Source organism: Micromonospora sp. NPDC020750 (assembly GCF_044334565.1).
In the GTDB taxonomy this organism is placed as follows: domain Bacteria; phylum Actinomycetota; class Actinomycetes; order Mycobacteriales; family Micromonosporaceae; genus Micromonospora.
Map to the genome: position 1 here is coordinate 66,695 of NZ_JBIRTH010000005.1, position 23,929 is coordinate 90,623.

Annotated in this window: 20 protein-coding genes and 1 pseudogene; 14 read left to right on the forward strand and 7 right to left on the reverse strand. The window is 72.4% G+C overall.

What is annotated here, in order from left to right; translation table 11 throughout:
- Positions 1 to 5: 5 nt before the first annotated feature.
- Together kdpA and kdpF are read right to left on the reverse strand one after the other, a co-directional pair.
- The gene (kdpA, locus tag ACH4T9_RS17020; protein ID WP_396672496.1) at positions 6 to 1,661 is read right to left on the reverse strand and encodes a potassium-transporting ATPase subunit KdpA; all 1,656 of its coding nucleotides are present in this window, start codon (positions 1,659 to 1,661) and stop codon (positions 6 to 8) included.
- Complete coding sequence (kdpF, locus tag ACH4T9_RS17025) at positions 1,661 to 1,750, reverse strand: K(+)-transporting ATPase subunit F (RefSeq protein ID WP_036343797.1); 90 nt, start codon at positions 1,748 to 1,750, stop codon at positions 1,661 to 1,663. Before kdpF ends, kdpA begins: the two co-directional genes overlap by 1 nt.
- 452 nt (positions 1,751 to 2,202) lie before the next feature.
- Here kdpF and ACH4T9_RS17030 point away from each other — a divergent pair, with 452 nt between their 5' ends.
- The 7 genes from ACH4T9_RS17030 to fmdA all read left to right on the forward strand — a co-directional run bounded on the left by ACH4T9_RS17030 (position 2,203) and on the right by fmdA (position 8,145).
- Positions 2,203 to 3,678, forward strand: a complete 1,476-nt coding sequence (locus ACH4T9_RS17030) for a cellulose binding domain-containing protein (protein WP_396672495.1) — start codon at positions 2,203 to 2,205, stop codon at positions 3,676 to 3,678.
- Between the two features lie 233 nt (positions 3,679 to 3,911).
- Positions 3,912 to 4,061, forward strand: a complete 150-nt coding sequence (locus ACH4T9_RS17035) for a hypothetical protein (protein ID WP_396672494.1) — start codon at positions 3,912 to 3,914, stop codon at positions 4,059 to 4,061.
- On the forward strand, positions 4,052 to 5,338 hold the full coding sequence (locus ACH4T9_RS17040) for a DUF1996 domain-containing protein (RefSeq protein ID WP_396672493.1): 1,287 nt from the start codon (positions 4,052 to 4,054) through the stop codon (positions 5,336 to 5,338). Before ACH4T9_RS17035 ends, ACH4T9_RS17040 begins: the two co-directional genes overlap by 10 nt.
- The gene (locus ACH4T9_RS17045; protein WP_396672492.1) at positions 5,335 to 5,943 is read left to right on the forward strand and encodes a DUF305 domain-containing protein; all 609 of its coding nucleotides are present in this window, start codon (positions 5,335 to 5,337) and stop codon (positions 5,941 to 5,943) included. The genes ACH4T9_RS17040 and ACH4T9_RS17045 overlap by 4 nt, the downstream gene beginning before the upstream one ends.
- Before the next feature lie 40 nt (positions 5,944 to 5,983).
- Positions 5,984 to 6,364 (forward strand): YccF domain-containing protein, encoded by a 381-nt coding sequence (locus ACH4T9_RS17050; RefSeq protein ID WP_396672491.1) that lies wholly within the window; start codon positions 5,984 to 5,986, stop codon positions 6,362 to 6,364.
- A 196-nt stretch (positions 6,365 to 6,560) separates the two neighbouring features.
- Positions 6,561 to 6,839 carry an FmdB family zinc ribbon protein gene (locus ACH4T9_RS17055; protein WP_396672490.1) on the forward strand — a complete coding sequence of 93 codons (279 nt, stop codon included), beginning with the start codon at positions 6,561 to 6,563 and terminating at the stop codon, positions 6,837 to 6,839.
- Between the two features lie 49 nt (positions 6,840 to 6,888).
- Positions 6,889 to 8,145: a formamidase gene (gene fmdA / locus ACH4T9_RS17060; RefSeq protein ID WP_396672488.1), complete on the forward strand. Its 1,257-nt coding sequence runs from the start codon at positions 6,889 to 6,891 to the stop codon at positions 8,143 to 8,145.
- A gap of 78 nt (positions 8,146 to 8,223) precedes the next feature.
- On the opposite strand, the gene ACH4T9_RS17065 is transcribed toward fmdA, so the two are convergent.
- Complete coding sequence (locus ACH4T9_RS17065) at positions 8,224 to 9,384, reverse strand: hypothetical protein (protein WP_396672487.1); 1,161 nt, start codon at positions 9,382 to 9,384, stop codon at positions 8,224 to 8,226.
- Positions 9,385 to 9,647: 263 nt separating this feature from the next.
- Here ACH4T9_RS17065 and ACH4T9_RS17070 point away from each other — a divergent pair, with 263 nt between their 5' ends.
- The 3 genes from ACH4T9_RS17070 (at position 9,648) to ACH4T9_RS17080 (ending at position 13,767) form a co-directional block, all read left to right on the forward strand.
- Positions 9,648 to 10,199 (forward strand): hypothetical protein, encoded by a 552-nt coding sequence (locus ACH4T9_RS17070; protein ID WP_396672486.1) that lies wholly within the window; start codon positions 9,648 to 9,650, stop codon positions 10,197 to 10,199.
- On the forward strand, positions 10,183 to 12,885 hold the full coding sequence (locus ACH4T9_RS17075; protein ID WP_396672485.1) for a M48 family metalloprotease: 2,703 nt from the start codon (positions 10,183 to 10,185) through the stop codon (positions 12,883 to 12,885). The genes ACH4T9_RS17070 and ACH4T9_RS17075 overlap by 17 nt, the downstream gene beginning before the upstream one ends.
- A 105-nt stretch (positions 12,886 to 12,990) precedes the next feature.
- The gene (locus ACH4T9_RS17080; RefSeq protein ID WP_396672484.1) at positions 12,991 to 13,767 is read left to right on the forward strand and encodes an SIR2 family NAD-dependent protein deacylase; all 777 of its coding nucleotides are present in this window, start codon (positions 12,991 to 12,993) and stop codon (positions 13,765 to 13,767) included.
- Between the two features lie 68 nt (positions 13,768 to 13,835).
- Here the strand turns inward: ACH4T9_RS17080 and ACH4T9_RS17085 are convergent, their stop codons facing one another.
- The 3 genes from ACH4T9_RS17085 to ACH4T9_RS17095 form a co-directional block, all read right to left on the reverse strand.
- A complete protein-coding gene (locus tag ACH4T9_RS17085; protein WP_396672483.1) occupies positions 13,836 to 16,457 on the reverse strand; it encodes a discoidin domain-containing protein in 2,622 nt (873 codons plus the stop codon).
- An 838-nt stretch (positions 16,458 to 17,295) separates the two neighbouring features.
- A complete protein-coding gene (locus ACH4T9_RS17090) occupies positions 17,296 to 17,754 on the reverse strand; it encodes a hypothetical protein (protein WP_396672482.1) in 459 nt (152 codons plus the stop codon).
- A gap of 73 nt (positions 17,755 to 17,827) precedes the next feature.
- Positions 17,828 to 18,754 carry a helix-turn-helix transcriptional regulator gene (locus tag ACH4T9_RS17095; protein ID WP_396672481.1) on the reverse strand — a complete coding sequence of 309 codons (927 nt, stop codon included), beginning with the start codon at positions 18,752 to 18,754 and terminating at the stop codon, positions 17,828 to 17,830.
- Between the two features lie 104 nt (positions 18,755 to 18,858).
- Between ACH4T9_RS17095 and ACH4T9_RS17100 the strand changes: the two genes are divergently transcribed.
- From ACH4T9_RS17100 to ACH4T9_RS17115, 4 genes and pseudogenes are all read left to right on the forward strand, one after another.
- Positions 18,859 to 20,367 carry an MFS transporter gene (locus ACH4T9_RS17100; protein ID WP_396672480.1) on the forward strand — a complete coding sequence of 503 codons (1,509 nt, stop codon included), beginning with the start codon at positions 18,859 to 18,861 and terminating at the stop codon, positions 20,365 to 20,367.
- Positions 20,364 to 20,949: pseudogene (locus ACH4T9_RS17105) on the forward strand (helix-turn-helix domain-containing protein); the annotation flags it as partial. The gene ACH4T9_RS17100 and the pseudogene ACH4T9_RS17105, both read left to right, overlap by 4 nt.
- A complete protein-coding gene (locus ACH4T9_RS17110; protein ID WP_396672479.1) occupies positions 20,949 to 21,377 on the forward strand; it encodes an SMI1/KNR4 family protein in 429 nt (142 codons plus the stop codon). The pseudogene ACH4T9_RS17105 and the gene ACH4T9_RS17110, both read left to right, overlap by 1 nt.
- A 197-nt stretch (positions 21,378 to 21,574) precedes the next feature.
- A complete protein-coding gene (locus tag ACH4T9_RS17115; RefSeq protein ID WP_396672478.1) occupies positions 21,575 to 22,339 on the forward strand; it encodes a DUF427 domain-containing protein in 765 nt (254 codons plus the stop codon).
- A 101-nt stretch (positions 22,340 to 22,440) separates the two neighbouring features.
- On the opposite strand, the gene ACH4T9_RS17120 is transcribed toward ACH4T9_RS17115, so the two are convergent.
- Positions 22,441 to 23,928: a hypothetical protein gene (locus ACH4T9_RS17120; RefSeq protein ID WP_396672477.1), complete on the reverse strand. Its 1,488-nt coding sequence runs from the start codon at positions 23,926 to 23,928 to the stop codon at positions 22,441 to 22,443.
- Between the last annotated feature and the right edge of the window lies 1 nt (position 23,929).

Here is a 23,929-nt window from a genome sequence, read left to right on the forward strand (position 1 = left end):
GGTGGTCACAGCCCTTCGGCCAGGGGGCCGAGCGCGAGCGCGGGCAGGTAGGTCAGGGCCACGAGGATCACCGTGACGCCCACGACCATCCCGACGAACAGGGGTCGGTGGGTCGGCAGGGTGCCCTCGGAGGCGGGGGTGGGCGCCTGGCGGGCCAGGGAGCCGGCCAGGGCGAGGACGAAGATGATCGGCAGGAACCGGCCGAGCAGCATGCACAACCCCAGGGCGGTGTTCCACCACGGGGTGTTCACCGTGATGCCGGCGAACGCGGAGCCGTTGTTGTTGCTCGCCGAGGTGAACGCGTAGATCACCTCGGACAGGCCGTGCGGGCCGGTGTTCAGCGCGGTCGCGGCGTTGCCGGTGGCGAAGGCCGCCGCCGTGCCGGTCAGCACCAGCGCCGGGGTGACCAGGAAGTACAGCGAGGCGAACTTGATCTCCCGGGAGCCGATCTTCTTACCCACGTACTCCGGGGTCCGGCCGACCATCAGGCCGGCCACGAAGACCGTGATCACCGCGAGGATCAGCAGGCCGTACAGGCCCGCGCCGACACCACCGGGCGCCACTTCGCCGAGCATCATGTTGACCAGCGGCATCATCCCGCCGAACGCGGTGTACGAGTCGTGGAACGAGTTCACCGCCCCCGTGGAGGTCAGCGTCGTCGCGGCGGCGAAGGTCGCCGAGTTCGACACGTCGAACCGCACCTCCTTGCCCTCCAGCGCCGCGCCGACCGCCTGCGGCACCGTGCCGTGCCCGGTCAGCTCGAAGACGTTGGTCAGGGCGACGCTGGCCACCGCCAGGACCGCCATCACGGCGGCCACGGCGTACCCCTGCCGGTTCTGGCCGACCATCCGGCCGAAGACCCGGGGCAGGCTGAACGGGATCAGCAGGATCAGGAAGATCTCCAGCCAGTTCGTCCAGGCCGTCGGGTTCTCGAACGGGTGGGCGCTGTTGGCGTTGTAGAAGCCCCCGCCGTTGGTGCCCAATTCCTTGATCACCTCCTGGCCGGCGACCGGCCCTCCGGTGATCGTCTGTGCCCCACCGGTGAGAGTGGTCACGTCGGTGCCGGCGGACAGGTTCTGCACCACTCCCCCGAGCATCAGGGCGAGCGCCCCGAGCACCGAGACGGGCAGCAGGACCCGCAGCGTGATCCGGGTCAGGTCGACCCAGAAGTTGCCCAGTTCGCCCGTACGGCTGCGGGCGAACCCGCGGACCAGGGCAACCGCGACGGCGATCCCGACGGCGGCGGAGACGAAGTTCTGCACCGCGAGCCCGGCCATCTGCACCAGGTGACCCATGGTCGACTCGCCGGAATACCACTGCCAGTTCGTGTTGGTCACGAACGACACCGCCGTGTTCCACGCCCCGTGCGGCACGACCGGGTCGAAGCCGAGGGACAGCCACAGGTGGTTCTGCAGGCGCTGGAACGCGTACAGGAACAGGATCGACACGGCGGAGAACGCCAGCACGGCGCGGGCGTACACGCCCCAGGTCTGCCCGGCGGACGGGTCGACCCCGACAAGTCGGTAGACGCCCCGCTCGACGCGGGACTGCCGGGTGCCCGCGACCACCCGGTACAGGTAGTCGCCGAAGGGCTTGTGGACGGCGACCAGCGCCACCACGAGCGAGAGGATGAACAGCACACCGGCTGTTGTCGTGGTCATCAGAAGCGCTCCGGGAACAGCAGGGCGACCACCAGGAACACACCCAGGCCGATCGCCAGCACCAGGCCGACGGCGTTGACGGCGCTCACAGCTTCTCCACGCCCCTCACCACGAGGGTGAGCGCCACGAACAGCGCCACCGTCACCAGCACGAACACCACGTCAGACACGGCTGACTCCTCTTACCCGACTCGGTTGCCGCGACCGACTTCCGGCCGCGCCGGGCAATCACAACGCCTCCGGCGTCGTGCGGACAGGGTCCTTCACGCGACCATGACGGCGACGGGCCGTTTCTTGACGCCGTTTTCACGCGGACCCGCCCCGCCGGTGACCGCCGTCACCGGCGCGGCCCGGACAGGTACGAGCGAGTTGGCCAGGGGCACCGGATGCACTGGCGGCCGGCGGCCAACTGCGGGCGGCGCAGTGAGCAGGCACCGGCCGCCGACGCACGAGGTCGCGTATAACTACGTGTATCGATGCCATGGGTTGACTCGGCGTCAGCGGCCGGGCATCCCACCAATCGCACGCCTCAACGAAGGGCCATGCCAGTGAAGACCTCTCATCGATGGTTGGCCGCCGGCGCCGCCGGCCTCGCCACCGCCCTCGTGGTCAGCGCCGCCCCGTTCGCCTGGGCCGCCGGGGGCCTGACGGCCAGCCTCGTCAAGGCCTCGACCTGGCCCGGCGGCTACGGCGCCGACTACGTCCTCACCAATGGCGGCACCACCGCCGTGACCACCTGGGCCGTCGAGTTCGACCTGCCCACCGGGGCCAGCATCAGCAACTCCTGGAGCTCCGTGCGCACCCAGAACGGCCAGCACTACCGGTTCACCAACGCCGGCTACAACGGCACCATCGCCCCCGGCGGCAGCGAGAGCTTCGGCTTCAACGTCAGCGGCGCGGGCGATCCCACCAACTGCACGGTCAACGGCAACCCGTGCCCCGGTGGCGGCCCCGCGCCGACCACGACGGCGGCACCCACCACACCGCCACCGACCACGCCGCCACCGACCACGCCGCCCCCCACGACCGCCCCGCCGCCCACGACCGCGCCGCCCGGCCCGACGGTGAACGTCTCCACCGCCGCCCAGCTCCAGGCCGCCCTCGCCGCGGCGGCGCCGGGGCAGACGATCCAACTCGCCGCCGGCACGTACCGGGGATCCTTCGTGACCACGAGGGCCGGGACCGCCGCGTCCCGGGTCACCCTCACCGGCCCGCGCGGGGCGGTGCTGGTCAACGACGGGCCCGCCGGTACGGGGCCGAGCTGCCCGGCGCCGACCGCCGGGTGGGACTCCGGGTACGGGCTCTGGCTGTTCGACGCCCCGTACTGGAACCTGACCGGCTTCACCGTTGCCGAGTCGAAGAAGGGCATCGTGCTGGACAACTCCCACCACGTGACCATCGACGGGGTATACGTGCACCACACCGAGGACGAGGCGGTGCACTTCCGCCGCTCCTCCGCGGACGGGATCATCCGCAACTCGGTGATCACCGACACGGGCCTGGCGCAGCCCGGCTACGGCGAGGGGGTCTACCTCGGCTCGGCCCAGTCCAACTTCGGCTGCCACGGCAACTCCGGCGGGATGGACCGCTCCGACCGGGTGCAGGTGCTGGACAACCGGATCGGTCCCCGCGTGACGGCCGAGCACGTGGACATCAAGGAGGGCACCGAGGGCGGCGTGATCCGTGGCAACACCTTCGACGGCCAGGGCATCTCCGGCGCCAACTCCGGCGACTCGTGGATCGACGCCAAGGGCAACGGCTACCTCGTCGAGGGCAACACCGGCACGTTCCGCGCGCCGGGCACGTTCGCCAACGGCTACGAAACCCACAACCTCCTCACCGGGTACGGCTGCGGCAACGTCTGGCGCGGCAACACCTCCGACCTCGGGGGCGTCGGCCGGTACGCCGTGCATGTCTCCTCGACGTCGAAGTGCCCGGCAAACCCCAACGTCGTGCACGCCTCGAACACGGTCACCAACGCGGTCAACGGCCTGACCAACATCGCCGTCACCCAGTAGCCGCGTTCGGCCCCACCGGGTCGGCGGCCGGATCCCGCCGGTCGCCGATCCCCCGGCGCCGACCCGGATGCCGGCGGCCGGCTCGAAACAGCACAATCGGCAAGGATCAATCCGCAGGTCATTGACAGCCGTGGTCGGCAGAGCCGAGAGTAGGTGGCATGGGAGAGCGCTCTCCCGCTTGGGACCCCGATCGCTGATCCGTCGGTCCCACCACCACCTCCCGAGGAGTGCCGATGCTTCGGACTCTTGCCCCGCCGCTCACCCGTCCGGCACGCGCCGCCCGCAGCCGACGCCTCGCCGCCCTCGGCACCGCGCTGCTGACCCTGCTCGGCGGCATCACCTTCAGGATCGACAGGCCCGAAAGGGAGTCCCCATGTCCCTGACACCGACTCGCGGGCCGCTGCGGACCGCCGCGCTCGCCGTGGCGCTCGCCGCGCTGCTCGGCGGCTACCTGGTCGCCACCGCCATCCGGGCCGACGCGGCCGACCCCCTGCTCTCGCAGGGCCGACCGGCCACGGCGTCCTCCACCGAGAACGGCGGCACGCCCGCCGCCAACGCCGTCGACGGCAACAACGGCACCCGCTGGGGCAGCGCCTTCAACGATCCCCAGTGGTTGCGGATCGACCTCGGCGCCACCGCGACCGTCAGCCGGGTGGTGCTGCGCTGGGAGGCCGCGTACGCGCGCGCCTTCACGGTGCAGACCTCCGCCGACGGCAACGCCTGGACGACCGTCTACAGCACCACCACAGGACCGGGCGGTGTACAGGATCTCGTCGTCTCCGGCAGCGGCCGGTACGTCCGGGTCAACGCGACCCAGCGGGCCACCCAGTACGGTGTGTCGCTCTGGGAGTTCCAGGTCTACGGCGTCGGCGGCTCGACGCCGACGACCCCGCCCGGCGGCCCGATCGTGCGGGTCTCCGAGTTCCTCGCCGACTGCCCGTTCAGCCACCGGCTGCCGGACGACCCGATCGTCTTCCCGGGCCTGCCCGGAGCCTCGCACATGCACAGCTTCTTCGGCAGCGAGGTGACGAACGCGCACACCACCGTGAACGACCTGATCAACGCCAGGAGCAACTGCAGCCCCTCGGTGGACACCTCGTCCTACTGGATCCCGACGCTCTACGTCGACAACCAGCCCGTCGAACCGTCGATCGCCACCTTCTACTACCTCGGCGAGGGCGTCCGCCCCGACGTGACCGCACGGATCCAGCCGCTGCCGCTGGGCCTGCGTATCGTCGCCGGCAACGCCAAGGCGACCGCGCCGGAGCAGAGCATCGCCCGCTGGTCCTGCCTGCACCACGGCGAGGTGAACCCGTCGAAGAACTTCGTCGCCTGCCCGGCCGGCAGCATGCTCGAGTCGTACCTGGACTTCCCACAGTGCTGGGACGGCGTGAACCTCGACTCGACGAACCACCAGAGCCACCTGGCGTACCCGGTCAACAACGACTGCCCGTCCACCCACCCGGTGCCCGTGCCGAAGCTGCGCCAGGTGATCCGGTACCCGGCGAACGGTGACCCGGCCCGCTTCCGGCTCGCCTCCGGCGCCGGCTTCACGATGCACGGCGACTTCTTCAACGCCTGGCCCGTGGCGGAGATGGAGCGCCGGGTGCGTGACTGCATCCGTCCGGTCGTCAAGTGCGGCGTCAACGGCACCCCATGACGGTCGTCCCCCTTCGCCGGCCCCGCAGCGGGCCGGCGAGGGTCCCCGTCCTCCTCCTCGGGCTCCTGCTCGTCGCCGGGCCGTCAGCGACCGGTTGCGTCGCCGAGCCGTCCACCGCGCCGACCCTCGGCGTGCCGACTCCCGCCGCCACCGCGACGTTCGGTGGCACCGACGCGGCGTGGATCCAGCTGATGATTCCGATGAACGAACAGGCGCTCGCGGCGCTCGACCTGGTGCCGGGGCGCAGCACCGACGAGGGGTTCCGCGAGCTGGCCGGTCGGATCGCGGCGGGCCGGCGCGCGGAGTTGGACGACCTGCGGCGGCTGCGCGGCAGGGCCGGGCTTCCGGCGGTCAACGAGCACGAGGGGCACGACCTGCCCGGGATGGTGGTTCCCGCCGATCTCGTCGCGCTGCGCTCCCTGCGCGGCCCGGCGTTCGACAGCGCCATCGGGCAGACCCTGCGCGAGCACGTGGAGCAGGGCGCACGGCTCGCCGACGCCGAGTGGACCAACGGCTCCGACGCGCAGACCCGGGGGCTCGCGGAGCGCATGGGCAGGACCCGCGCCACCGAACTCGGCTGGCTCAGGGACGCCCACGAGGGGTAGCGCGACCGCGCCGGTGGCGGGCGGGAGTCATGCTGGAGGGGTGATCCGCTTTCTGCTCAACGTGTTGTGGCTGGTCTTCGGCGGCGGTCTCGTCCTCGCAGTCGGATACGGCATCGCCGCCCTGATCTGCTTCGTCCTGGTCGTCACGATCCCGTTCGGGGTCGCCTCACTGCGGCTGGCCAGCTACTCGCTGTGGCCCTTCGGTCGCACCCTCGTGCCCAAGCCCGGCGCCGGCGCCCCCTCCGGCCTGGCCAACCTCCTCTGGGTGGTGCTGGCCGGCTGGTGGCTGGCGCTGTCCCACGTCCTCGCCGGCATCGCGCTCTGCGTCACGATCGTCGGAATCCCCTTCGGCATCGCGAACTTCAAGCTCGTACCCGCCGCGTTCTGGCCCCTCGGGCGCGAGGTCGTCGACGCGCCGTAGGGTTCCGCCACCCGGATGTCGCCCGTCGACCCGGGCCCGGTCAGTGGGCGGGGGCGCGAGCCCTCGCCGGCCCTTCGGCAGTCCCCCATTGGTGGCTTCATGCCATTTGAGGGCGAAAACGGCGGAGGATGGGCATGCGGGCGATTCAGCCGCAGGCCGACCGCCGTCCGCGCGACGCTGCGAGGGGGCGGTGGAGATGGCCACGTACGAGTACCGATGCCCACAGGACGGCAGCTTCGACACCACGCTGCCGATCGGCACCGCCGGCACCGTCGCGCGCTGCCCACGGTGCGGGTGCCCGGCCGCCCGGGTCTTCTCGGCGCCCCGGCTCGCCCGCACACCGGCGCCCCTGCGGCACGCGATCGACCGGGCGGAGCGCAGCGCGGAGACGCCGGACGTCGTGACGCGCGTCCCGGGCCGGCAACCGGTCCGGCGGTCGACGAACCCGGCCCACGCCCGCCTGCCCCGCTGGTGACCGGCCCACACCGGCCCGTTCCACCAGCCCGACCGAAAGGCAGAACGACATGCCCGAACTACTGTTCCCGCTCGACTCCGCCAGACGGTTCACCGACCAGGAGAAGATCGGCCACAACAGGTGGCACCCGGACATCCCACCCGTGGCCACCGTCCGGCCCGGCCAGTCGTTCCGCGCCCACTGCCGGGAGTGGTTCGACGGGGCGATCCACAACGACGACTCGGCCGAGGACGTCCGCGACGCCCCGCTGACCAGGGTCCACGCCCTCAGCGGCCCCTTCGCCGTGCAGGGTGCCGAACCCGGCGACCTGCTCGTCGTCGACATCCTCGACCTCGGGCCCATCCCGCAGGAGGACTCCGGACCGCTGGCCGGTCAGGGCTGGGGATACACCGGCGTGTTCGCCACCGGCAACGGCGGCAGTTTCCTCACCGAGCAGTTCCCCGACGCCTACAAGGCCATCTGGGACTTCACCGGTCGGCAGGCCACCTCCCGGCACATCCCCGGCGTCGAGTTCACCGGGATCACCCATCCCGGGCTGATGGGCACCGCCCCGTCCGCGGGGATGCTGGCCACCTGGAACCGGCGCGAGGGCGCGCTGCGCGCCACCGACCCGGACCGGGTACCGCCCCTGTCCCTGCCGCCCGAGCCCCAGGACGCGATCCTCGGCACGCTCACCGGCGCCGAGTTCGACCGGGTGGCGGCGGAGGCGGCGCGTACCGCCCCGCCCCGGGAGAACGGCGGGAACCAGGACATCAAGAACTTCACCGCGGGCACCCGGGTCTTCTACCCGGTCTACGTGCCCGGCGCGAACCTGTCCGTGGGCGACCTGCACTTCTCCCAGGGTGACGGGGAGATCACCTTCTGCGGCGCGATTGAGATGGGCGGCTTCATCGACCTGCGCGTCGACCTGATCAAGAACGGCATGCAGACGTACGGCGTCGCCGAGAACGCCATCTTCCTGCCGGGGAACACGCCACCGCAGTTCAGCCAGTGGTTGGCCTTCTCCGGAATCTCCGTCACCCTCGACGGTCAGCAGCGGTACCTCGACTCGCAGTTGGCCTACCAACGCGCGTGCCTGCACGCCATCGACTACCTGACCCGCTTCGGTTACCAGCCCGAGCAGGCGTACCTCCTGCTCGGCGCGGCGCCGATCGAGGGCCGGTTCTCCGGGGTGGTGGACATCCCCAACTCCTGCGCGACGGTCTACCTGCCCACCGAGATCTTCAACTTCGACGTACGCCCGTCCGCCGGCGGCCCGACCAGGATCGACCCCGGCCCGGGCGCCCCGAGGGCCAGCATGTCCTGACCGTACGGCTGCGGGCCCCGGTCGTGCACGGCCGGGCGCGGCTCGCGCGTCGAAGGTCCGCTGTGGACCGGGAGCGCCTCACTTTCCCTTGTCCTGGCGGCCCGCGCCCCTCGCCCTGGCCATCCCCAGGACGAGCAGGGCCAGCGCCGCGACCGCCGCCCCCGCGACCGCAGACCTGACACCGCCGTGGTCGGCACGGTCGGCGCGGTCGGGGGCATCGGTGCCCCGGGGTGCGGCCGGCGTCGGGTCGGTCCGGGGCCGGGTGGCGGTCGGCGTCGGGGTCAGCGCGTAGCGCAGGATCGTGGGCCGCGTGCCGGGCGGCTGGCCCGCGGTCTCGGAGACGGTGAGCAGGGACCGGCCGTCACGGCTGTAGGTAACCGACTCCCCCTGCGGCTCGTCCGGCAGCGGGACGACCCGCGGCGTGCCGGTGGTCAGGGCGGCGACCACGTCGCCGCCGGAGACGTCGAACTCGAACGCGTCGGCATAGGTGCGCAGGACCACCCGACGCCCGTCCGGCGCGGTCGCACCGCCGGTGACCACCGCCCGACCGACGAAGGAGAACGGGTTGCGGGTCCTGGTGGACGGCAGCCGCACCTGCCCCACCCGGGTCAGCGGCACCGTCGCGCCCGGCCGCAGCGCTGCGGCCGGGCGGTACAGGCCGGCGCCGCCGCCCTGCTTGGTCACGATCACCGGACGCCCGTCACCGGCGATCAGGAGGGCCTCCGCGTCGTGCGGACCGTCCGGGTACGTCAGGCGGTACAGCACCGGGCGTTTTCCGCCGGGCCGAAGCCGCCACAGTGCGACCGTCCGGCGGGAGCGGTCGTTGTCGCCGACGTCGGCCACCCAGACCGTGCCGTCCGCGCCGACGCCCAGGTCCTCGGTGTCGCGGGGACGCGACGGGTAGCGCACCGTCCGCACCACCGCGCAGTCGGCGTCGAGGAAGAAGATCCGACGCCGGGCCTCCTCGTCGGCGCCGTCGTTGACCACTACGAACCCGTCGCCGACGGCGGCCATCCCGGAGATCTCGTTCAGCCGGCCGTCGCGGACCTGACACACCGGCGTGCCGGCGGCCGACGACAGCACTGGGGGCGGGCCCGCCGCCGCCACCGGGGCCACGCCGACGATGGTCACGCCGACGATGGCCACGGCGGCCAGCGCGACTCCCGCCGTCGCCCACCGCCACCCGACCGGCCCGCGCAGCCGAATGTCCATCAACCGTCCGCCCGTGTGTCCGTCCACCGTGCAGGATGCGACCGCGTCCCGTGGGCCGGGGACGATCCGCCGGCCCCGCCCCGATGCCCTGTTCGGCCGCGACTCTAGTCGATGTCCGGGGCGGGGTGTCCCGGCTCGGTGGCGGCCCCGGTGACGGAGGCTCGGGCGGGGACCGGTCGACGGCCGGTCCCGAGGCCGCCCGACCGGGCGCGACTGTCCGGTTGCCGACCGCCAGTTGCCGCCGTCCCCCGTACGGTGACCGCGAAGACTTGCGGGAGAGCAGGAGCACGATGCCCCGGACCACGTCCACGCACACCCCGACGGCCGAGATCGAGGACGATCTGGTCCGGCTGGCAGTCCGGGCCGTGGCCCCCGCCGAGGAGCCGCTGCTGGTGTTCCTCGCGCCCACCTACCGGCGCCGCCCCGAGCACTGGCGCCGCGACCCGGCCCGGCTCGTGCGGGTGGGCGGCGGCGAGGCCGGCGGCGGGGGCTTCGAGTGGACCATCGAGCCGCTCCTGCCGTACCTGCTGGTGTTGACCGGCATCGGGGTGGAGGCGCTGCGCGACGGGCTGCGGGAGCAGGCCACGGAGGCGGTTCGCGGCGGTCTGCGCGGCCTCGGCCGGCGCTGGCGGGCCCGCCGGTCCCCCGCCGGCCTCCCGCCGGTCGGCACCGTGCGGCTGGGGCCCGGCCAGCTGCTGCGCATCGAGGAGGCCGTCACCGCCGCCGCCCGGGACCCGCGCTGGGAGCTGACCGAGGACCAGGTCGCGGTGCTGCGCGACGCGGTGCGGGACGCGTTCGCCCAACGTTTCGGCGACACCGCCCCGGATGTCGACGGCAACTGAGGGCGGCAGGGCGGGCGAGGGAACGCCGCCGCTGCCCTCCACCACCCTCGGCCGGTTCGTCGCCGCGGTGACGGCGGTCGTGGGCACGAGCATGTTCGGCTGGCAGACCGTCCTCGTCGACGCCGACGCCACCCGCGCCCGCACGGAGTGCCTGAGCGGGCTGCCGTCGCCGATCGACATGCGCGCCGGAACGGTGGACGAGGAGGCCGTGGCGGCGGTGCAGCGCTGCCTGGGCACCCTGGACGCGGACCTGCTCCGGCAGATGCTCATCGGGCTGGCCGTGCTCGCGGCGGTGGCCGCCGTCGTCTACCTCGCCGCGCCCTGGTGCGAGTGCCGGCTGCGCGACCTGCGCCGCCTCGACCGGACCCCCGGCACCGAGGCGCTGCGGTCCGACCTGGCCGGGCTGGTCCGGGAGGCGGGGCTGCGCCGCCCGCCGACGTTCGTGGTGTCCCGGTCGGCGCGGATCAGCGGCAACACCTTCGGCGCGGGGCCCGTCCGGTACGTCCGGCTGGACCTGGGGCTGGTGCACGCCCACCGCACGGCGCCGCACCTGTTCCGGGCCGTCGTCCTGCACGAGTTGGCCCACGTGCGCAACGCCGACGTCCACCTCACCCGGCTGACCATCGCCCAGGCGTGGGCGTTCCCGCTCGCCGTGCTCGTCCCGGTTGCGGTCAACTACGTCGGATCGGTTCCCGCCCGGGACCTGTTCGACGACGCCTGGCGGCTGGCCGCGTTCGCGCTGATCGTGCAGGTGTCGGCGTGGTCGGTGCTGCGCGCCCGGGAGTTCACCGCCGACGCCCGGCTCACCGGCGACGACAGCGCGGCCGTCCGGGCGCTGCTGGCCACCGACCGCAGGCGGGCCGGCCGGTGGGCCCGGTTGGGCGCGGTCTTCCGGTTCCACCCGCTGGCCCGGGCCCGCGCGGACGCCCTGGACCGTCCCGGGCGCCGGTACGCCGCCCGCCCGGTGGAGGCGCTCGGCGCCGGGCTGGCCGCCGGCATCGCCGCGCCGCCGTTGATGGGCCTGATGTCCAACCTGCCGCGCACGCTGCCCGGCTCGGACCCGACGGGCGGCGCCTTCGCCGCCGGCGTGCTGCTCGGCGTGCCGCTCGCGCTGGTCACCACCGGCGCGCTGTGGCGGTCCGCCTGGTGGGCGCGGCACACCGCCGCGCCGGCGGCCTCGGGCGGGCTGTTCGGCGCGGCACTGGCCTGCGGCCTGCTCGTCGGTCGGCGGCTGGCCTGGTCCGCGGCGTACACCAGCGACCGGCGGGCCTGGTGGGTCGAGGTGATCCTGGGTCTGCTGTGGATCGCCGGCGGCGCACTGCTCGGCCGGTGGGTGGCCGACGGCGCGCGGGCGCACCTGCGGCGCATCGCGCCGTCGGACGCGTCCCGCACCCGGCTGGCCTGGGCCGGCGCCGCGCTGGCCACCACGGCGGTCAGTGCCGGTTACGTGGCGGCCCTGCTCGTGCTGGACGCCTGGTCCACCGACGGCGAGTTCAGCATGTGGCGCCTCGTCGCCGCGCGCGAGGGCCACCCGGACACCCTCACCCCGCTGGTCCTGCTCGACCTGCTCGGCTTCTACTTCCGCATCGTTGCCGCCCAGGCGCCGTACCTGCTCGCCCTGCCGCTGGCCGCGGCGCTGTTCCCGGTCCTGGCCACCCGCCACGCCACCCGGCGGGCGGTGCGCCTGGGCCTCGTCGGCGGGGCCGTCGGCGCCCTGGTGCTGCCGCTGGTGCCCCTCGGTGTCGGCGTCGCCGCACGCGACCCCGGCCTCACCACGTCCACCGCCGCGGTCCTGGTCAACAGCCACACCCTGCTGCCGGTCACGTTCGTCGAGCTGACCGTCGCCGTCGCGGCGGTGGCCACCCGGCGCCTGGCGCTGCCGCACGCCCTGCTTGCCGCCCTCACGGCGGGGCTGCTGATGGTCCCGGCCATCCTGGCCGCCGGCACGGTGCTGTCCTGCGTGGCCGGCGCCACGGACCGCTGCGCTCCCGCCGTAGACGGAGTCGACGCGGTCCGCGCGCTCACCCACGCCCTCGTCGTCGCCCCGGTGGCGGCGGTGCTCACCGCCGCGCTCGGGGCGGCCGTGGCGGCGGGACTGGCCGCCGCCGGGCGGCACCGACGGTGGGTGGTGACCGCGGTCGCCGTGCTGCTCGCGTCCGCCGGCACGGTGGCGGTGGCCCGTGGTCGGCCGGCCCCGGCGGCGCCCGCCGCCCGTGACCCCTGCCTGGTCGGGGTCTGGCGGCTCGCTGCCGGCCGCTACCACTTCCCCGTCGAGGCCGACTCGCTGCTCGGCACGCTGGCCGGCCTCACCGGCGACGCCGGCATCGACCTGGCCAGCGGGCCGGACACCGGCTTCGCCACCGCGTACCGGGCCGACGGCGGCGCGACCGACCTGTACGACCTCTTCGTCGCCGAGGGCACGCTGAACGGGCACGCGGTGCGCAGCGTCCACCGGGGAGTGGTGACCTACCGCTGGGCGGCCGAAGCCGGGCTCTACACCCAGCGCGACTCCGTCACCTCCGGCGACGTGGTGCTGCTGCGCGTCGGCGACCGCAAGGTGGACGTGACGACCGCCGTCCGGGACACGAACGGCTCGTACCGGTGCGCCGGCGACCGGCTCGTGATCCGCGAGGACAACGACGACGGGTCATGGGGCGAGGAGACCTTCGTGCGCAGCCGGGCCTGACGGCCGCGCCGGCCGGACCGCGCGCCGGCGGCCGTGGGGTGCCCCGTGCGAGGCTGTGAGACTCGTCCGGGCGCGCGGTCGGCCCGCGCGCGGGAGGGAGACGACATGGGGCACGACGTCCGGCAGGCCGCGGCGCTGCTGGGCCGGGCGCACCGGGTGGTGGTGTTCACCGGCGCGGGCATCTCGGCCGAGAGCGGTGTGCCGACCTTCCGCGACGCCCTCACCGGGTTTTGGGAACGGTTCGACGCGCAGGAGCTTGCCACGGCAGAGGCGTTCCGCGACGACCCCGCGCTGGTGTGGGGCTGGTACGAGTGGCGACGCGCCAGCGTCCGGGCGGCCCGGCCGAACGCGGGACACCTGGCGGTGGCCGCGATCGGGGCCCGCGTCCCGGACACCGTCCTGATCACCCAGAACGTCGACGACCTGCATGAACGCGCGGGTTCGGCCGCGCCGCTGCACCTGCACGGCAGCCTGTTCGCGCCGCGCTGCTCGGCCTGCGCCCGGCCGGCGCCACTGCCGGACGCGGCGTCGGTCGAGCCGGCGCACGGCCGGCGGGTACCACCGCCCGGGTGCCCGCGCTGCGGGGCGCCGGTCCGGCCGGGCGTGGTGTGGTTCGGCGAGGCGTTGCCGGCCGCGGCGTTGGCCGCGGCGGTCGACGCCGCGGCCTCCTGCGACCTCCTGGTGACGGTGGGCACCTCCGGCCTGGTCCACCCCGCCGCCGAGATCCCCCAGGTCGCGGCCAGCCTCGGCACCCCGGTGATCCAGGTCAACCCGCACCGGACGCCGCTGGATCCGGTCTGCGCCGTGAACCTGCGCGGGCCGGCCGCCCTGGTCCTCCCCGCCCTGGTCGAGGCGGCGTGGGGCGGCGCCGGGCAGGGGTGAGGGACACCGGCGGCGCCGAGTACGGGCCCGGCCGACGATGCCGACCGGGCCCGTGGCCGTCGGCCGGGTTACGGGTTCGTGGTCAGGTAGACCACCTGGTTGCCGGCGTTGGCCGTGCCGCCGGCATTGTTGATCACCCGGTTGATGGTGCCGACCCCACCGAGCGACACGGTGACCATGTTGGTGAACCGGACGTTCGGGTTGGTGGGGGCCTCGATGGCCCGGTCGGCGACGACCGAGGGGGCGACGTTGAAGTAGCAGTAGCTGCCCAGCCCCCACGCCTGGTGGCTGGTGACCCCGTCGGCCACCTTGTACGCGGCGTACCCGCGGGACGCGCCGTTCATCCAGGCGCCCTGGTTCGGCGGGTCGTAGGGCATCTCGTTCTGGTAGAAGTAGGTGCGCCCGCCGTTGCCGTTCCAGACGGTCTGGTACTTCTGGTAGTGCTCGACGAACAGCCCGTACATGGTGACGTCGTCACCGTTGACGGTGAGGCCGGTGTCGGCGGTGTTCGCCGCCCAGCCCACCCCGTCGCCGTGGTCGGCCCGCCACAGCCACATGTGGTCGCCGATGACGTTGTCGCTGTTGACGGTCAGCGTGGTGGTGGCCCGGCCGACGCCCGGCCCGCCGATGCGGAAGAAGACGTCGTGCAGCGAGGTCGGGTTGGCGGCATGGCTGGCCGCCGAGCCGGCCGGGCCGACCTCCATCAGCACCGGCGAGTTCACCGTGCCCGCCTCGAACATCACGCCGGCCACCTTCACCCCGTCCACGTCGGCGACCCGCATGGCGGCCGTGCCGTTGTCGGGCTGGATGGTGGCCAGGCCGAGGCCGAGGACCACGGTGTTGGCGCGGTTGATCTGGATCGGCTCGCTGACGTGGTGCACGCCGGGGGTGAACAGCAGGTGCCGACCCTGGGCGAGCGCCGCGTTGATGGTGGCCGCGCTGGTGCCCGGGCGGACGACGTAGAACTCGCTGAGCGACAGCGACGAGCCGGCGGGGGTCCTGCCGTACCAGCTGGTGCCCGCCGAGTTGGCGCGCAGGGCCGGCACGAAGACCCGGTACTCGCCGGTGCCGTCGACGTACAGGAAGGGCTTCTCCCGCACCTGGGGGGTCTGCGCGATAACGGTGTGCGACGGGTTGGGGAAGTTCGGCGGCGGGGCGCCGGTGACGCCCTGGAAGACCATGTTCCACACCGAGCCGGTCCAGGCGCCGAACTCGCTGTTGCGCGAGTACCACTGCTGCTGCGAGCCGGAGACGACCGTGCCGTCGATCTTCGTGTCGGCCATCAGCCCGCCGCTGGACCAGCCGTCGCCGCCGTTCCAGAGCTGGATCTGGTTCTGCGCGCCGCGCAGGTGCATCCGGCGGTAGGGGGCCGCCTGCGACACCGCCCAGCGTTCCACGCTGGTGCCCGCCGGCAGGGTCACCGACAGGTTTTCCGCCGAGCGCCAGAAGTTCTGGGTGGCGTTGCCGCCCATCCAGAACGCCTCGACCCGCACGTGGCCGTTGAGGTTGACGTCGTCGGGGCTCATGCCGAGGCCGGCGACCTGGGTGAAGAAGCCGAGGTTGACGTCGGCGGTGTAGGTGCCCGGCTTGAACAGCACCGCGTACCGCTGGGGGCCGAACTGGTTGGTCTCCTGCTGGGTGAACAGGGTGTTCAGCCGGCTCTGGATGGTGGCGGTCGGCGTGCTCGGGTCGAACACGAAGGTGTTCGGGCCGAGGTTCGGGTTGCGCGGGTCGGTCGGCTCGACCGGCGGGGTGTCGGTCCCGGTCACGTTCACCTCCAGCTCCCATAGTGAGTAGCCGTAACCGGTGGCCCGCGCGGTGCCGTACACCCGAAGGTAGCGGCCGGTCGCGGTGAGGTCGAGGGACTGGACGCCGCCGGAGCCGGTGGTGGTGCTCCAGGCGGTGCTCCACGCGCTGCCGTCGGCCGAGGTCTGGACCTGGAACGCCCGGGCGTGGGCGGCCTCCCAGCGCAGGACGACCCGGCAGATCGACCGGCTGGACCCGAGGTCGACCTGGAGCCACTGGGGATCCGCGGCGAGGCTGGCCCACCGGGTGCCGGTGTTGCCGTCGACGGCCGCCGACGCGGGCGTGCCGGCGCCCTCGACGGAAGAGGCGGTGGCCGGGCGGCCCTGGGCGGCGTTGGCGCTGCCGCAGGTGGGCGTCGGGCCCCCAGTCTCGCCGTACACCTGGAACTCCCAGAGTGAGTAGCCGTAGCCGGTGGCCCGCGCGGTGCCGTGCATCCGCACGTACCGGCCGGCCCCGGTGACGGTCAGGTTCTGGGTGCCGCCGTTGCCGGTGGTGGTGCTCGCGACGGTGGTCCACGCGCCGCCGTCGTCGGAGGTCTGGATCTGGAACGCCCGGGCGTAGGCGCCCTCCCAGACCAGGGTCACCTGGCTGATGGTGGCGCGGGTGCCCAGGTCGACCTGGAGCCACTGGGGATCGCTGAACGCGCTCGCCCAGCGGGTGCCGGTGTTGCCGTCGACGGCCGCCGACGCGGGCGTGCCGGCGCCCTCGACGGAAGAGGCGGTCGCCGGGCGGCCCTGCGAGAGCAGCACCGGCGCCGCCTGGGCCGGCGACCCGCCGGTCGGTGCCAGCGCCGCGACGAGCGCGAGCACCAGCCCGACGAGGGTACGCCGCCGGGCGGGCCGAAGGCCCGGTGTCGGACGTACGGATGGGACGCGAGATGTCATGACTCCGCCTGTCGATAGAGGGCTGCGGACGCCGGGCGCGACGGGGGACGAGGAGAGGACCGTGGCGCCGCGGACGGCGCTGCCGGGGGGCGGCAGCACGATGAGAGAGCGCTCTCGGAGAGTGTTACGGCGAGATTGCGCCCCCGTCAAGACATCGATAGCCGACACTGTCAATCGACGCGACTTCTGCCCTCTCGGGACGCCCCGCTCTTGACGAATCCGCCGGTGGAGACTTTAATGACGCCATTAATTAAGAGTTGACGAGTTGCCGACGGGCGAGCCGGCAGGTCGCCGGGGACGCGTCGAAGCCGCCTTCGCCGGCCACCCGCAGCATCCGGGTCGCCTCGGCTGCCATACCACTGGCAGACGGGTGGGCCGGAAACGAACTTGTCTCGGCCGCCGGTCGTGGCGCGTCCTCGGAGGGGCACGAGACCTCATGACTCACCAACATCGGCACGACCGGTCGGTATTGCCCCAGCCGGCCGCGACCTGTGACGCGCTGCCCGCGGCAGATCCGGACGTCCTGGGACTCCCTGTGGCGACGCTGACGTGCAAGCATTGTCATATGGGTAAACAGGTCGCTGACCTCGACAGCGCTCAGAGTCGCTCCGCCCGCTTCGGCAGGCTGCCAGCGCGGGTCCGCCCCGACGCCACCGTTGAGATGGTCGAGACCTCACCGCCCCAGGGCAGGCCGGACACAGCGGGCACTGAAGAACAACGTCAGGTTTCTCTCGCTGGCGGCTGACGGCGTCACCACACGCTCATCGGCTACGACCGCGCCGCCATCCGAGGACAGCGGGTGCGCTCCGAGGCGAGCGGTCAGCACGGTGAGCAGCACTCAGGGAAACAACAGCAGAACGCAGCCGAGGACGGCCACCACCCCGCACGACAGCATGACGACTATGACGAGACGCGGGAAGTCGGCGTCCTCGTTGCGGCCCAGAGGGCTGAGCAACCAGACCAGCGGTGTCCAGCCGAATACGACGATGCCCAGCGTTGCCCAGGTGATGACCATGATGTGGCCGAGATACCGCTCGGTGGGAGCAGCACCCTCGACGCCCCACACCTCGATCACCTTCCCCGACCGGTGCAGGCCGCTGGCGGTGAAGGTGACGACATCCGCCGGCTGGTCGGCCCCGGCCGGGGTGAAGGCGCCCTTGCAGTTGTGGCCGGTGTACGACCCGTCGATGTCGGTCTTCTGCCAGCAATCCCCGACGACGACCGTCCCGGCCGGCGAGCCCAAGCCGGTCGCGGCGACCAGGACGAAGATCCAGTGCCGTAGGCCTTCAAAGATCACAGACTCGACCGGCCGGCAGGGCACAGACCCGACATTGGGGAGCCTCTCCAAGAAGCCAGGGAGGGCCTGCCGCCTACCTGTTGCGGGGCAGGAGGTTGTTGACGGATCGATCGCGACCAGAGGAAGGCTCCTCGGGTTGCCCTGCGATCGGGTGCTTCTCTTTAGGGACGGATTGGCTGAGTATCTGCAGTGCTTCTGCCGAGGAGGCGTCGTTGGGGGTGTAGATCTCGACACGGTGATCGGGGCTGTCGGGCTGTAACCAGACTTGGTAGGCGATGCTCGCAGCGCCGATCGTGGGGTGTTGTAGATGCATATCGCCGGTGGTGCAGTCGGCGACGTCACCGCTTGCCCACATCGTGGCGAACTGGTCGCTGCGCATCGTCAGTTCACCGATGAGGTTCGCCAGTCGTGCATCGGTCGGAAATCTTCCAGCGGTGAGACGCAGGTACGCGACGTGGATGCGCGCGAGTTCGTCCCAGTTGCGGTACATATCCCGGGTGAGGGGGTCGAGGAAGAACATCCGGGGGATCGAGGGACGACTTCCCGGGTCGCGTGGCGCATCGAAGTCAAGGTGCTCGGCCAACAGAGCGTGGCCGGTGCGGTTCCATGCGAGTACGTCGCCGCGTCTGCCCAGCACGATCGCTGGAGTCGCCTCGGCCAGTGATGCGAGCAGCGCGAGCACGCGAGGGTGGGGTCCCTCCGCGGGTGGCTCGGCGAGGCCAGGCGGGGAGGGCTGGCGGGCGAGGTTGTGCAGGTGGGCGATCTCCACCTCATCCAGCTCCAGCACTCGGGCTAGGGCGTCGAGCACCTGTTCGGAGGCCGTCTCGGCCCGGCCCTGCTCCAGCCGCGTGTAGTAGCCGGCACTGACCCCTGCCAGGTGGGCGAGCTCCTCGCGCCGCAGCCCCGGGACGCGTCGGGCACTTCCGTAGGTGCGTAGCCCGATCTCGTCCGGGGTGACCCGGTCGCGTCGGCTCTTCAAGAATGCTCCAAGGCTCTCCACACCACCGAGCCTAGGCACCTCGCGCGCAAGGCTGGGTGTACCTGCTGGGTGTACCCACACCAGGTGTCTGGCTGCTCCCCACGCCGGGCGGAAGCGTTGCAGCCATGACACAAGACGCCTCACGCACGACCCTGGTCCGGGCCTGGCTCGGTCTGCTGGTCGTCCTCGGCCCGGTGCTTATGGTCTCGATGGACGGGTCGATCTTGTTCCTCGCGATGCCACGAGTCAGTCAGGCTCTCAATCCGAGCGCTGACCAAGCGCTCTGGATCCTGGACATCTATGGCTTCGCGGTCGGATCGTTGCTCATCGCGTTCGGGAACATCGGCGACCGCTATGGGCGGCTCAAGCTGCTCATGCTCGGCGCGCTCTTCTTCGGGATCGGCTCGGCCGCGGCGGCGTTCGCCCCGACACCGGAGCTTCTCATCGCCGCCCGCGCCGTGATGGGAGTCGCCGGCGCTACTTTGCTTCCGTCGGCCTTGGCGGTCTTGAGTGAACTGTTCACCGACCCCAAGCGTCGGGCGCAGGCCATCGGAATCTTCGCTGCTGCCTTCGCTGCCGGCTTCGCGATCGGGCCCGTCATCGGTGGCGTGTTGCTGGAACGTTTCTGGTGGGGATCAGTGTTCTTGATCAACCTTCCCGTCATCGCGCTGTTCGTCTGCTTCGCACCAGTGCTGCTCGGCGAGGTGCGTGTCACCCGGCCCGGACGGGTCGACCCCATCAGTGTCGTGACCTCTGCGGTTGGGCTCTTGTTGGCGATCTACGGGCTCAAGCATGCCGCCGCAGAGGGGTTGTCGGTCACCGCAGTGGGCACGGTGATCGCAGGCGTCGCCGTGCTGGCATGGTTCGGCATCCGGCAACGACGGCTGGAGCATCCGCTCATCGACTTCTCGCTGTTCCGCGACAGGGTCTTCACCGTCGCGGTGATCACCGGCCTGCTCCCGCTGGCGGCGTGGTCAGCAGCCGCCTACCTGGCCGGGATCTACCTGCAGTCCGTCCTCGACGTCCAGGTCCAGCAGGCCGCCGTGCTGGCGCTACCGGGAGCCGTCGTGCTCACCACGACCTGCATTGCTACCCCTGCGCTGGTCGGCCGCGTCGGGAAACGCACCGCGCTGCTTGTCTGCCACTTCTCCATCGCCATCGGGCTGCTCCTGCTCCTGCCCACCACCATCACGGGCGGGATCGGCTGGTACGTCGCTTCCACTGCGATCGCTGGCATCGGCTATGGCATCTCCTTCGCAGTCGTCGCTGACACCGCCGTTAGTGCGGTCTCGCCTGAGCGAGCAGGGTCGGCAGGCGCGATCGCCGAGACCAGCAATGAGATCGGTAACGCCCTGGGCATTGCACTGCTTGGCTCGCTGGCGGCACTGCTGTTCCGACTCCAGGGGCCCGACCTCGCACCGACAGTCGACGAAACGCTTCAACTTCCCGGCCTGGCAGACACATTGGTCACCGACGCCAAATCAGCCTTCCTCACCGGCATGCACGTCGCCGCCGCAGCAGCCAGCCTGCTGCACCTCGGACTCGGCCTAGTGGCACTCCGCTGGCTACCCCGTCCTGCCAGGGACGAGAACCCGGCTGAAAGCGAGTGCGGCGAGGCGGTCGAGGCGCGATGACCCAGGCCAACGCACCTCTCTCCATCGAAGGCCGACGACGGCTGGTCGAACGCTGCAAGGACCGTCCCATCGCCCCCGTAGCGGCGGAGATGGGCATCTCACGAGCGTGCGCATCCAAGTGGGTCAACCACTGGCGCCGGCACGGTGAACTTGGCTTGCAGGATCGCTCCTCGACTCCGCATGCCAGTCCGAGCTCGTTACCCGCCGAAGTGATCGAGCTCATCGAGACTTGGCGGCGCGAACACAAGTGGTCCGCCCAACGGATCACCGATGAACTGGGTGACCAGGGCGTAACGATCAATCAGCAAGGCCGCCGACCGAGCCAAGTCAGCCGGCGCGAAACGCGGCTACGTCTACCTCCACTCCATCGTCGATGGCTTCTCCCGCCTGGCCTACACCGAGCCACTGGCCGATGAGAAGGGCGCAACCGCGGCCGCGTTCCTCGCCCGAGCAAAGGTCTGGTTCGCCGCCCACGGCATCACCCACATCGACCGGATCGTCACCGACAACGGCGCCTGCTACCGATCAGGCGATTTCGCCGCGTCACCAACGTTCAGCCCTCATACACCTACCATCCACGGATGGCGCTCAGCGGTGAACTGGTCGAGAGGTTGGAGAAGGCGGTCGGCAGGTACGGGGCCGGGACCCTGTCGCCGCCGGCGGAGACCGTCGCGGCGCTGGCGACGATCGGCATACTGCCGCCGCCGGACTACGTCGAGTTCGTGGCCCGGTTCGGCGGCTGTCACGTGGGGATACCCGTGTACGGGTTGCGAAACTCCCACCTGCTGGAGGAGGCCAGCTGCGTCGACCTGACCCTGCGCTACCGGCGGGACGGCTGGCCGGGGACCGGGACCGGCCTGGTGATCGCGATCGACGGCAACGGTGACCCGATCGTCCTCGACGCCGACGGGGTGGTCCGTCGGCCGGAGCACGACTCGGCGACCAGCACGGTGCTCGCGCCCAGCTTCCACGCCCTGCTCGACCGGTACGTCGACGACTCGGCGGGGTAGCACCCGCCGGGGGCGGCATGTCGATCGGGAGAGCCGGGCCGTATGGCACTCACCACCGCAGGGGCACGCGGCTCGTTTGAGCAGGCGGGGCCGGCGGACGCCCAGCGCGGTCGGGGCGGGCGGGTCGGACCAGCGCGGTCGGGTCGGGCCGGGCGTCGCCGCGCCCCCGCACGCACCGAACCGAACCGGAGGACCACGTGCAGAGCTACCCGAAGGCGATCGTTCCCGTCGGCCACGTCGAGCCGGTGCCGCGCCGGATCCGGGCGTACGTCGGCGGCGTCCCGCTGCTGGACACCACCGGGGCGCGGTACGTGTGGGAGGCGCCGGCCTACCCGCAGTACTACGTGCCCCTGGCCGACGTCGACCGGGATCTGCTGGTCGACGAGGGACGCGCCGAGCGCACGCCGTGCGGGACGGCCCGGGTGCACGGGATCCGGGCGGGCGAAACGGTGCGGCCGTCTGCCGCGCGGGTTCTCGGCGACGACGGGCCGGCGGGGCTGTCGGGCACGGTGCGGTTCGAGTGGACCGCGCTCGACGCGTGGTTCGAGGAGGACGAGGAGGTGTTCGTCCACCCCCGCAGCCCCTACAGCCGGGTGGACGCGTTGCGGTCCACCCGGCGGGTGCGGGTCGAGCTGGACGGGGTGCTGCTGGCCGAGTCGGCCGCCCCGGTGCTGGTCTTCGAGACCGGACTACCGACCCGCTACTACCTCGGCCGCACCGACGTGGACCTCACCCGTCTGGTCCCGTCGGCCACCCGAACCGCCTGCCCGTACAAGGGACGCACCACCGACTACTGGTCGGTGCGGACCGACACCACCGTGCACCCGGACCTGGCCTGGTCCTACGGATTCCCGACGGGCGCGCTGGGTCCCGTCGCCGGGCTGATCGCCTTCTACAACGAGCACGTCGACCTCGTCGTGGACGGCCGGCGGCTGGACCGGCCGAGGACGGCGTTCTCCTGAGGCCACCGCCGGGCTGGCGCGGGACCGGCCGAGGACGGCGTTTCTCCTGAGGCCACCGCCGGGCCGGCGCGGGACCGGAGGGTTGCCGGACGGGCCCGGGCTCAGCCGGCCAGCTCGGCGAGCGGGAACGCCCGGTGCCGGCGGGGCGGGATCAGGAAGTTCTGCCGGCGGGTACAGGTCAGGAAGCGTTCCAGGCCATTGTCCTGCTCGGTCACCCGGTGCTTGCGCGCCAGGTCCACCGACGCCTGGCTGCGCCGCATACGGGCGAAGAAGTCGGCGGTCGGCACGAACACGCTGAAGTGCAGCTTCGGCTGGCTGCTGCCGTCGGGCACGTCCAGGGCGTCGAAGCCGGGGCCGTCGACTCGCAGGTGCATCGGGGTGCCGTCGGGTGCCCGGGAGCTGCGCTGGAGGGTGGACAGGTGCCCCATCCGGCGTTCGCCCCGGGGCAGGCCGACGCCACGGGCGGTGCGCTCGGCGTAGTCCGGGCCGCGGTTGTCGGCGGGCAGGAAGGACGGCCCGCCCCCGTCGGTGAGCTGGTCGGCGTTGCCGGGGTGCACCGGCGGGGCGTGGAACATGTACTGCACCCGCTTGGTGAAGTTGCCATTGTCGCTGGGCGGGGTGTCCGGCGAGGCCATGTCGTAGAACTGGAGCATGTCGAGGATGACGTGCGACAGGTGCTGGATGCCGCCGTTGTCCAGGTAGTCGCCGGGGCGGGCGGTGGTCAGCCGGGCCGAGGGGTGGCCGGCGAAGGTGCAGATCGCCGGCGGGCCGGAGGCGTTGACCTGCTGATCGGAGAAGCCCATCCACATCGGCGAGTCGGGCTGGATGAACCGGGCGTACGGCAGCCGGTTCTGCTCGGCCACCGAGCGGGGCAGGCCGGCCTGGGTGAACATGTGCCGGCTGGAGGTGACGGTGAGCAGCCCGGCGAAGGCCGGCGGGGGCGTGGGGCGGCCGGCCAGCGCGCCGCTGCCGTCGAACCAGGCCAGCACGTCCTGGATGACCGTGGCCCGGTCGCTGCGGAAGGTGAACAGCAGGTCGTTCTGCTCGATCCGGACCGGCACGGTGAAACGCTTCTTGGTGACCCCCGGGTTGTCCGGGTGGATGTCGGTCGGCCCCGGCTCCGCCTCCTCCAGCACCGACCGGGACGGATCGGCGAGCAGCCGGGGCAGGTGCGCGCCGACCAGGTCGCCGGCCAGGCCGCCCGGCAGCCGCCGGAAGTACGGCAGGCCGTAGGAGACGAAGGTCATCAGGCCGGCCGCGCCGAACGGGTACCGGGATTCCAGGGCGGCGAGCACCCGGGCCAGCTCCCGCTGGTCGTCGCGGCCCGGGCCGCGCGTCAGCGCGGCGGTCAGGTAGACGGTGTGCACCGGCGGCATGACGAACGGCCCGCCGGTGGGCGAGGTCTGCTCCGGCGCGCTGTACCGCGCGACGTCGAACTGGATGTCGGGCAGCCCCTGCGCCGGGTCGGGCGCGGCCGGGCGGTCCGGGGTGCGGGCGTCGGCCGAGCAGGCCGCCAACGCGGACGCGGCCATGGCCAGGGCGCCGCCGGCCAGCACCGTCCGGCGGTGCAGCCGGGGTTGGTCGCCCATG

Bases quoted from the DNA above. Each gene is read 5' to 3' on its own strand.
- ACH4T9_RS17110 (WP_396672479.1), top strand. From the start codon at position 20,949: ATGGCGCTCAGCGGTGAACTGGTCGAGAGGTTGGAGAAGGCGGTCGGC.
- ACH4T9_RS17070 (WP_396672486.1), top strand. From the start codon at position 9,648: ATGCCCCGGACCACGTCCACGCACACCCCGACGGCCGAGATCGAGGAC.
- ACH4T9_RS17030 (WP_396672495.1), top strand. From the start codon at position 2,203: ATGCCAGTGAAGACCTCTCATCGATGGTTGGCCGCCGGCGCCGCCGGC.
- fmdA (WP_396672488.1), top strand. From the start codon at position 6,889: ATGCCCGAACTACTGTTCCCGCTCGACTCCGCCAGACGGTTCACCGAC.
- ACH4T9_RS17040 (WP_396672493.1), top strand. From the start codon at position 4,052: ATGTCCCTGACACCGACTCGCGGGCCGCTGCGGACCGCCGCGCTCGCC.
- ACH4T9_RS17085 (WP_396672483.1), bottom strand. From the start codon at position 16,457: ATGACATCTCGCGTCCCATCCGTACGTCCGACACCGGGCCTTCGGCCC.
- ACH4T9_RS17035 (WP_396672494.1), top strand. From the start codon at position 3,912: ATGCTTCGGACTCTTGCCCCGCCGCTCACCCGTCCGGCACGCGCCGCC.
- ACH4T9_RS17100 (WP_396672480.1), top strand. From the start codon at position 18,859: ATGACACAAGACGCCTCACGCACGACCCTGGTCCGGGCCTGGCTCGGT.
- ACH4T9_RS17120 (WP_396672477.1), bottom strand. From the start codon at position 23,928: ATGGGCGACCAACCCCGGCTGCACCGCCGGACGGTGCTGGCCGGCGGC.
- ACH4T9_RS17080 (WP_396672484.1), top strand. From the start codon at position 12,991: ATGGGGCACGACGTCCGGCAGGCCGCGGCGCTGCTGGGCCGGGCGCAC.
- ACH4T9_RS17055 (WP_396672490.1), top strand. From the start codon at position 6,561: ATGGCCACGTACGAGTACCGATGCCCACAGGACGGCAGCTTCGACACC.
- ACH4T9_RS17075 (WP_396672485.1), top strand. From the start codon at position 10,183: ATGTCGACGGCAACTGAGGGCGGCAGGGCGGGCGAGGGAACGCCGCCG.
- kdpA (WP_396672496.1), bottom strand. From the start codon at position 1,661: ATGACCACGACAACAGCCGGTGTGCTGTTCATCCTCTCGCTCGTGGTG.
- ACH4T9_RS17045 (WP_396672492.1), top strand. From the start codon at position 5,335: ATGACGGTCGTCCCCCTTCGCCGGCCCCGCAGCGGGCCGGCGAGGGTC.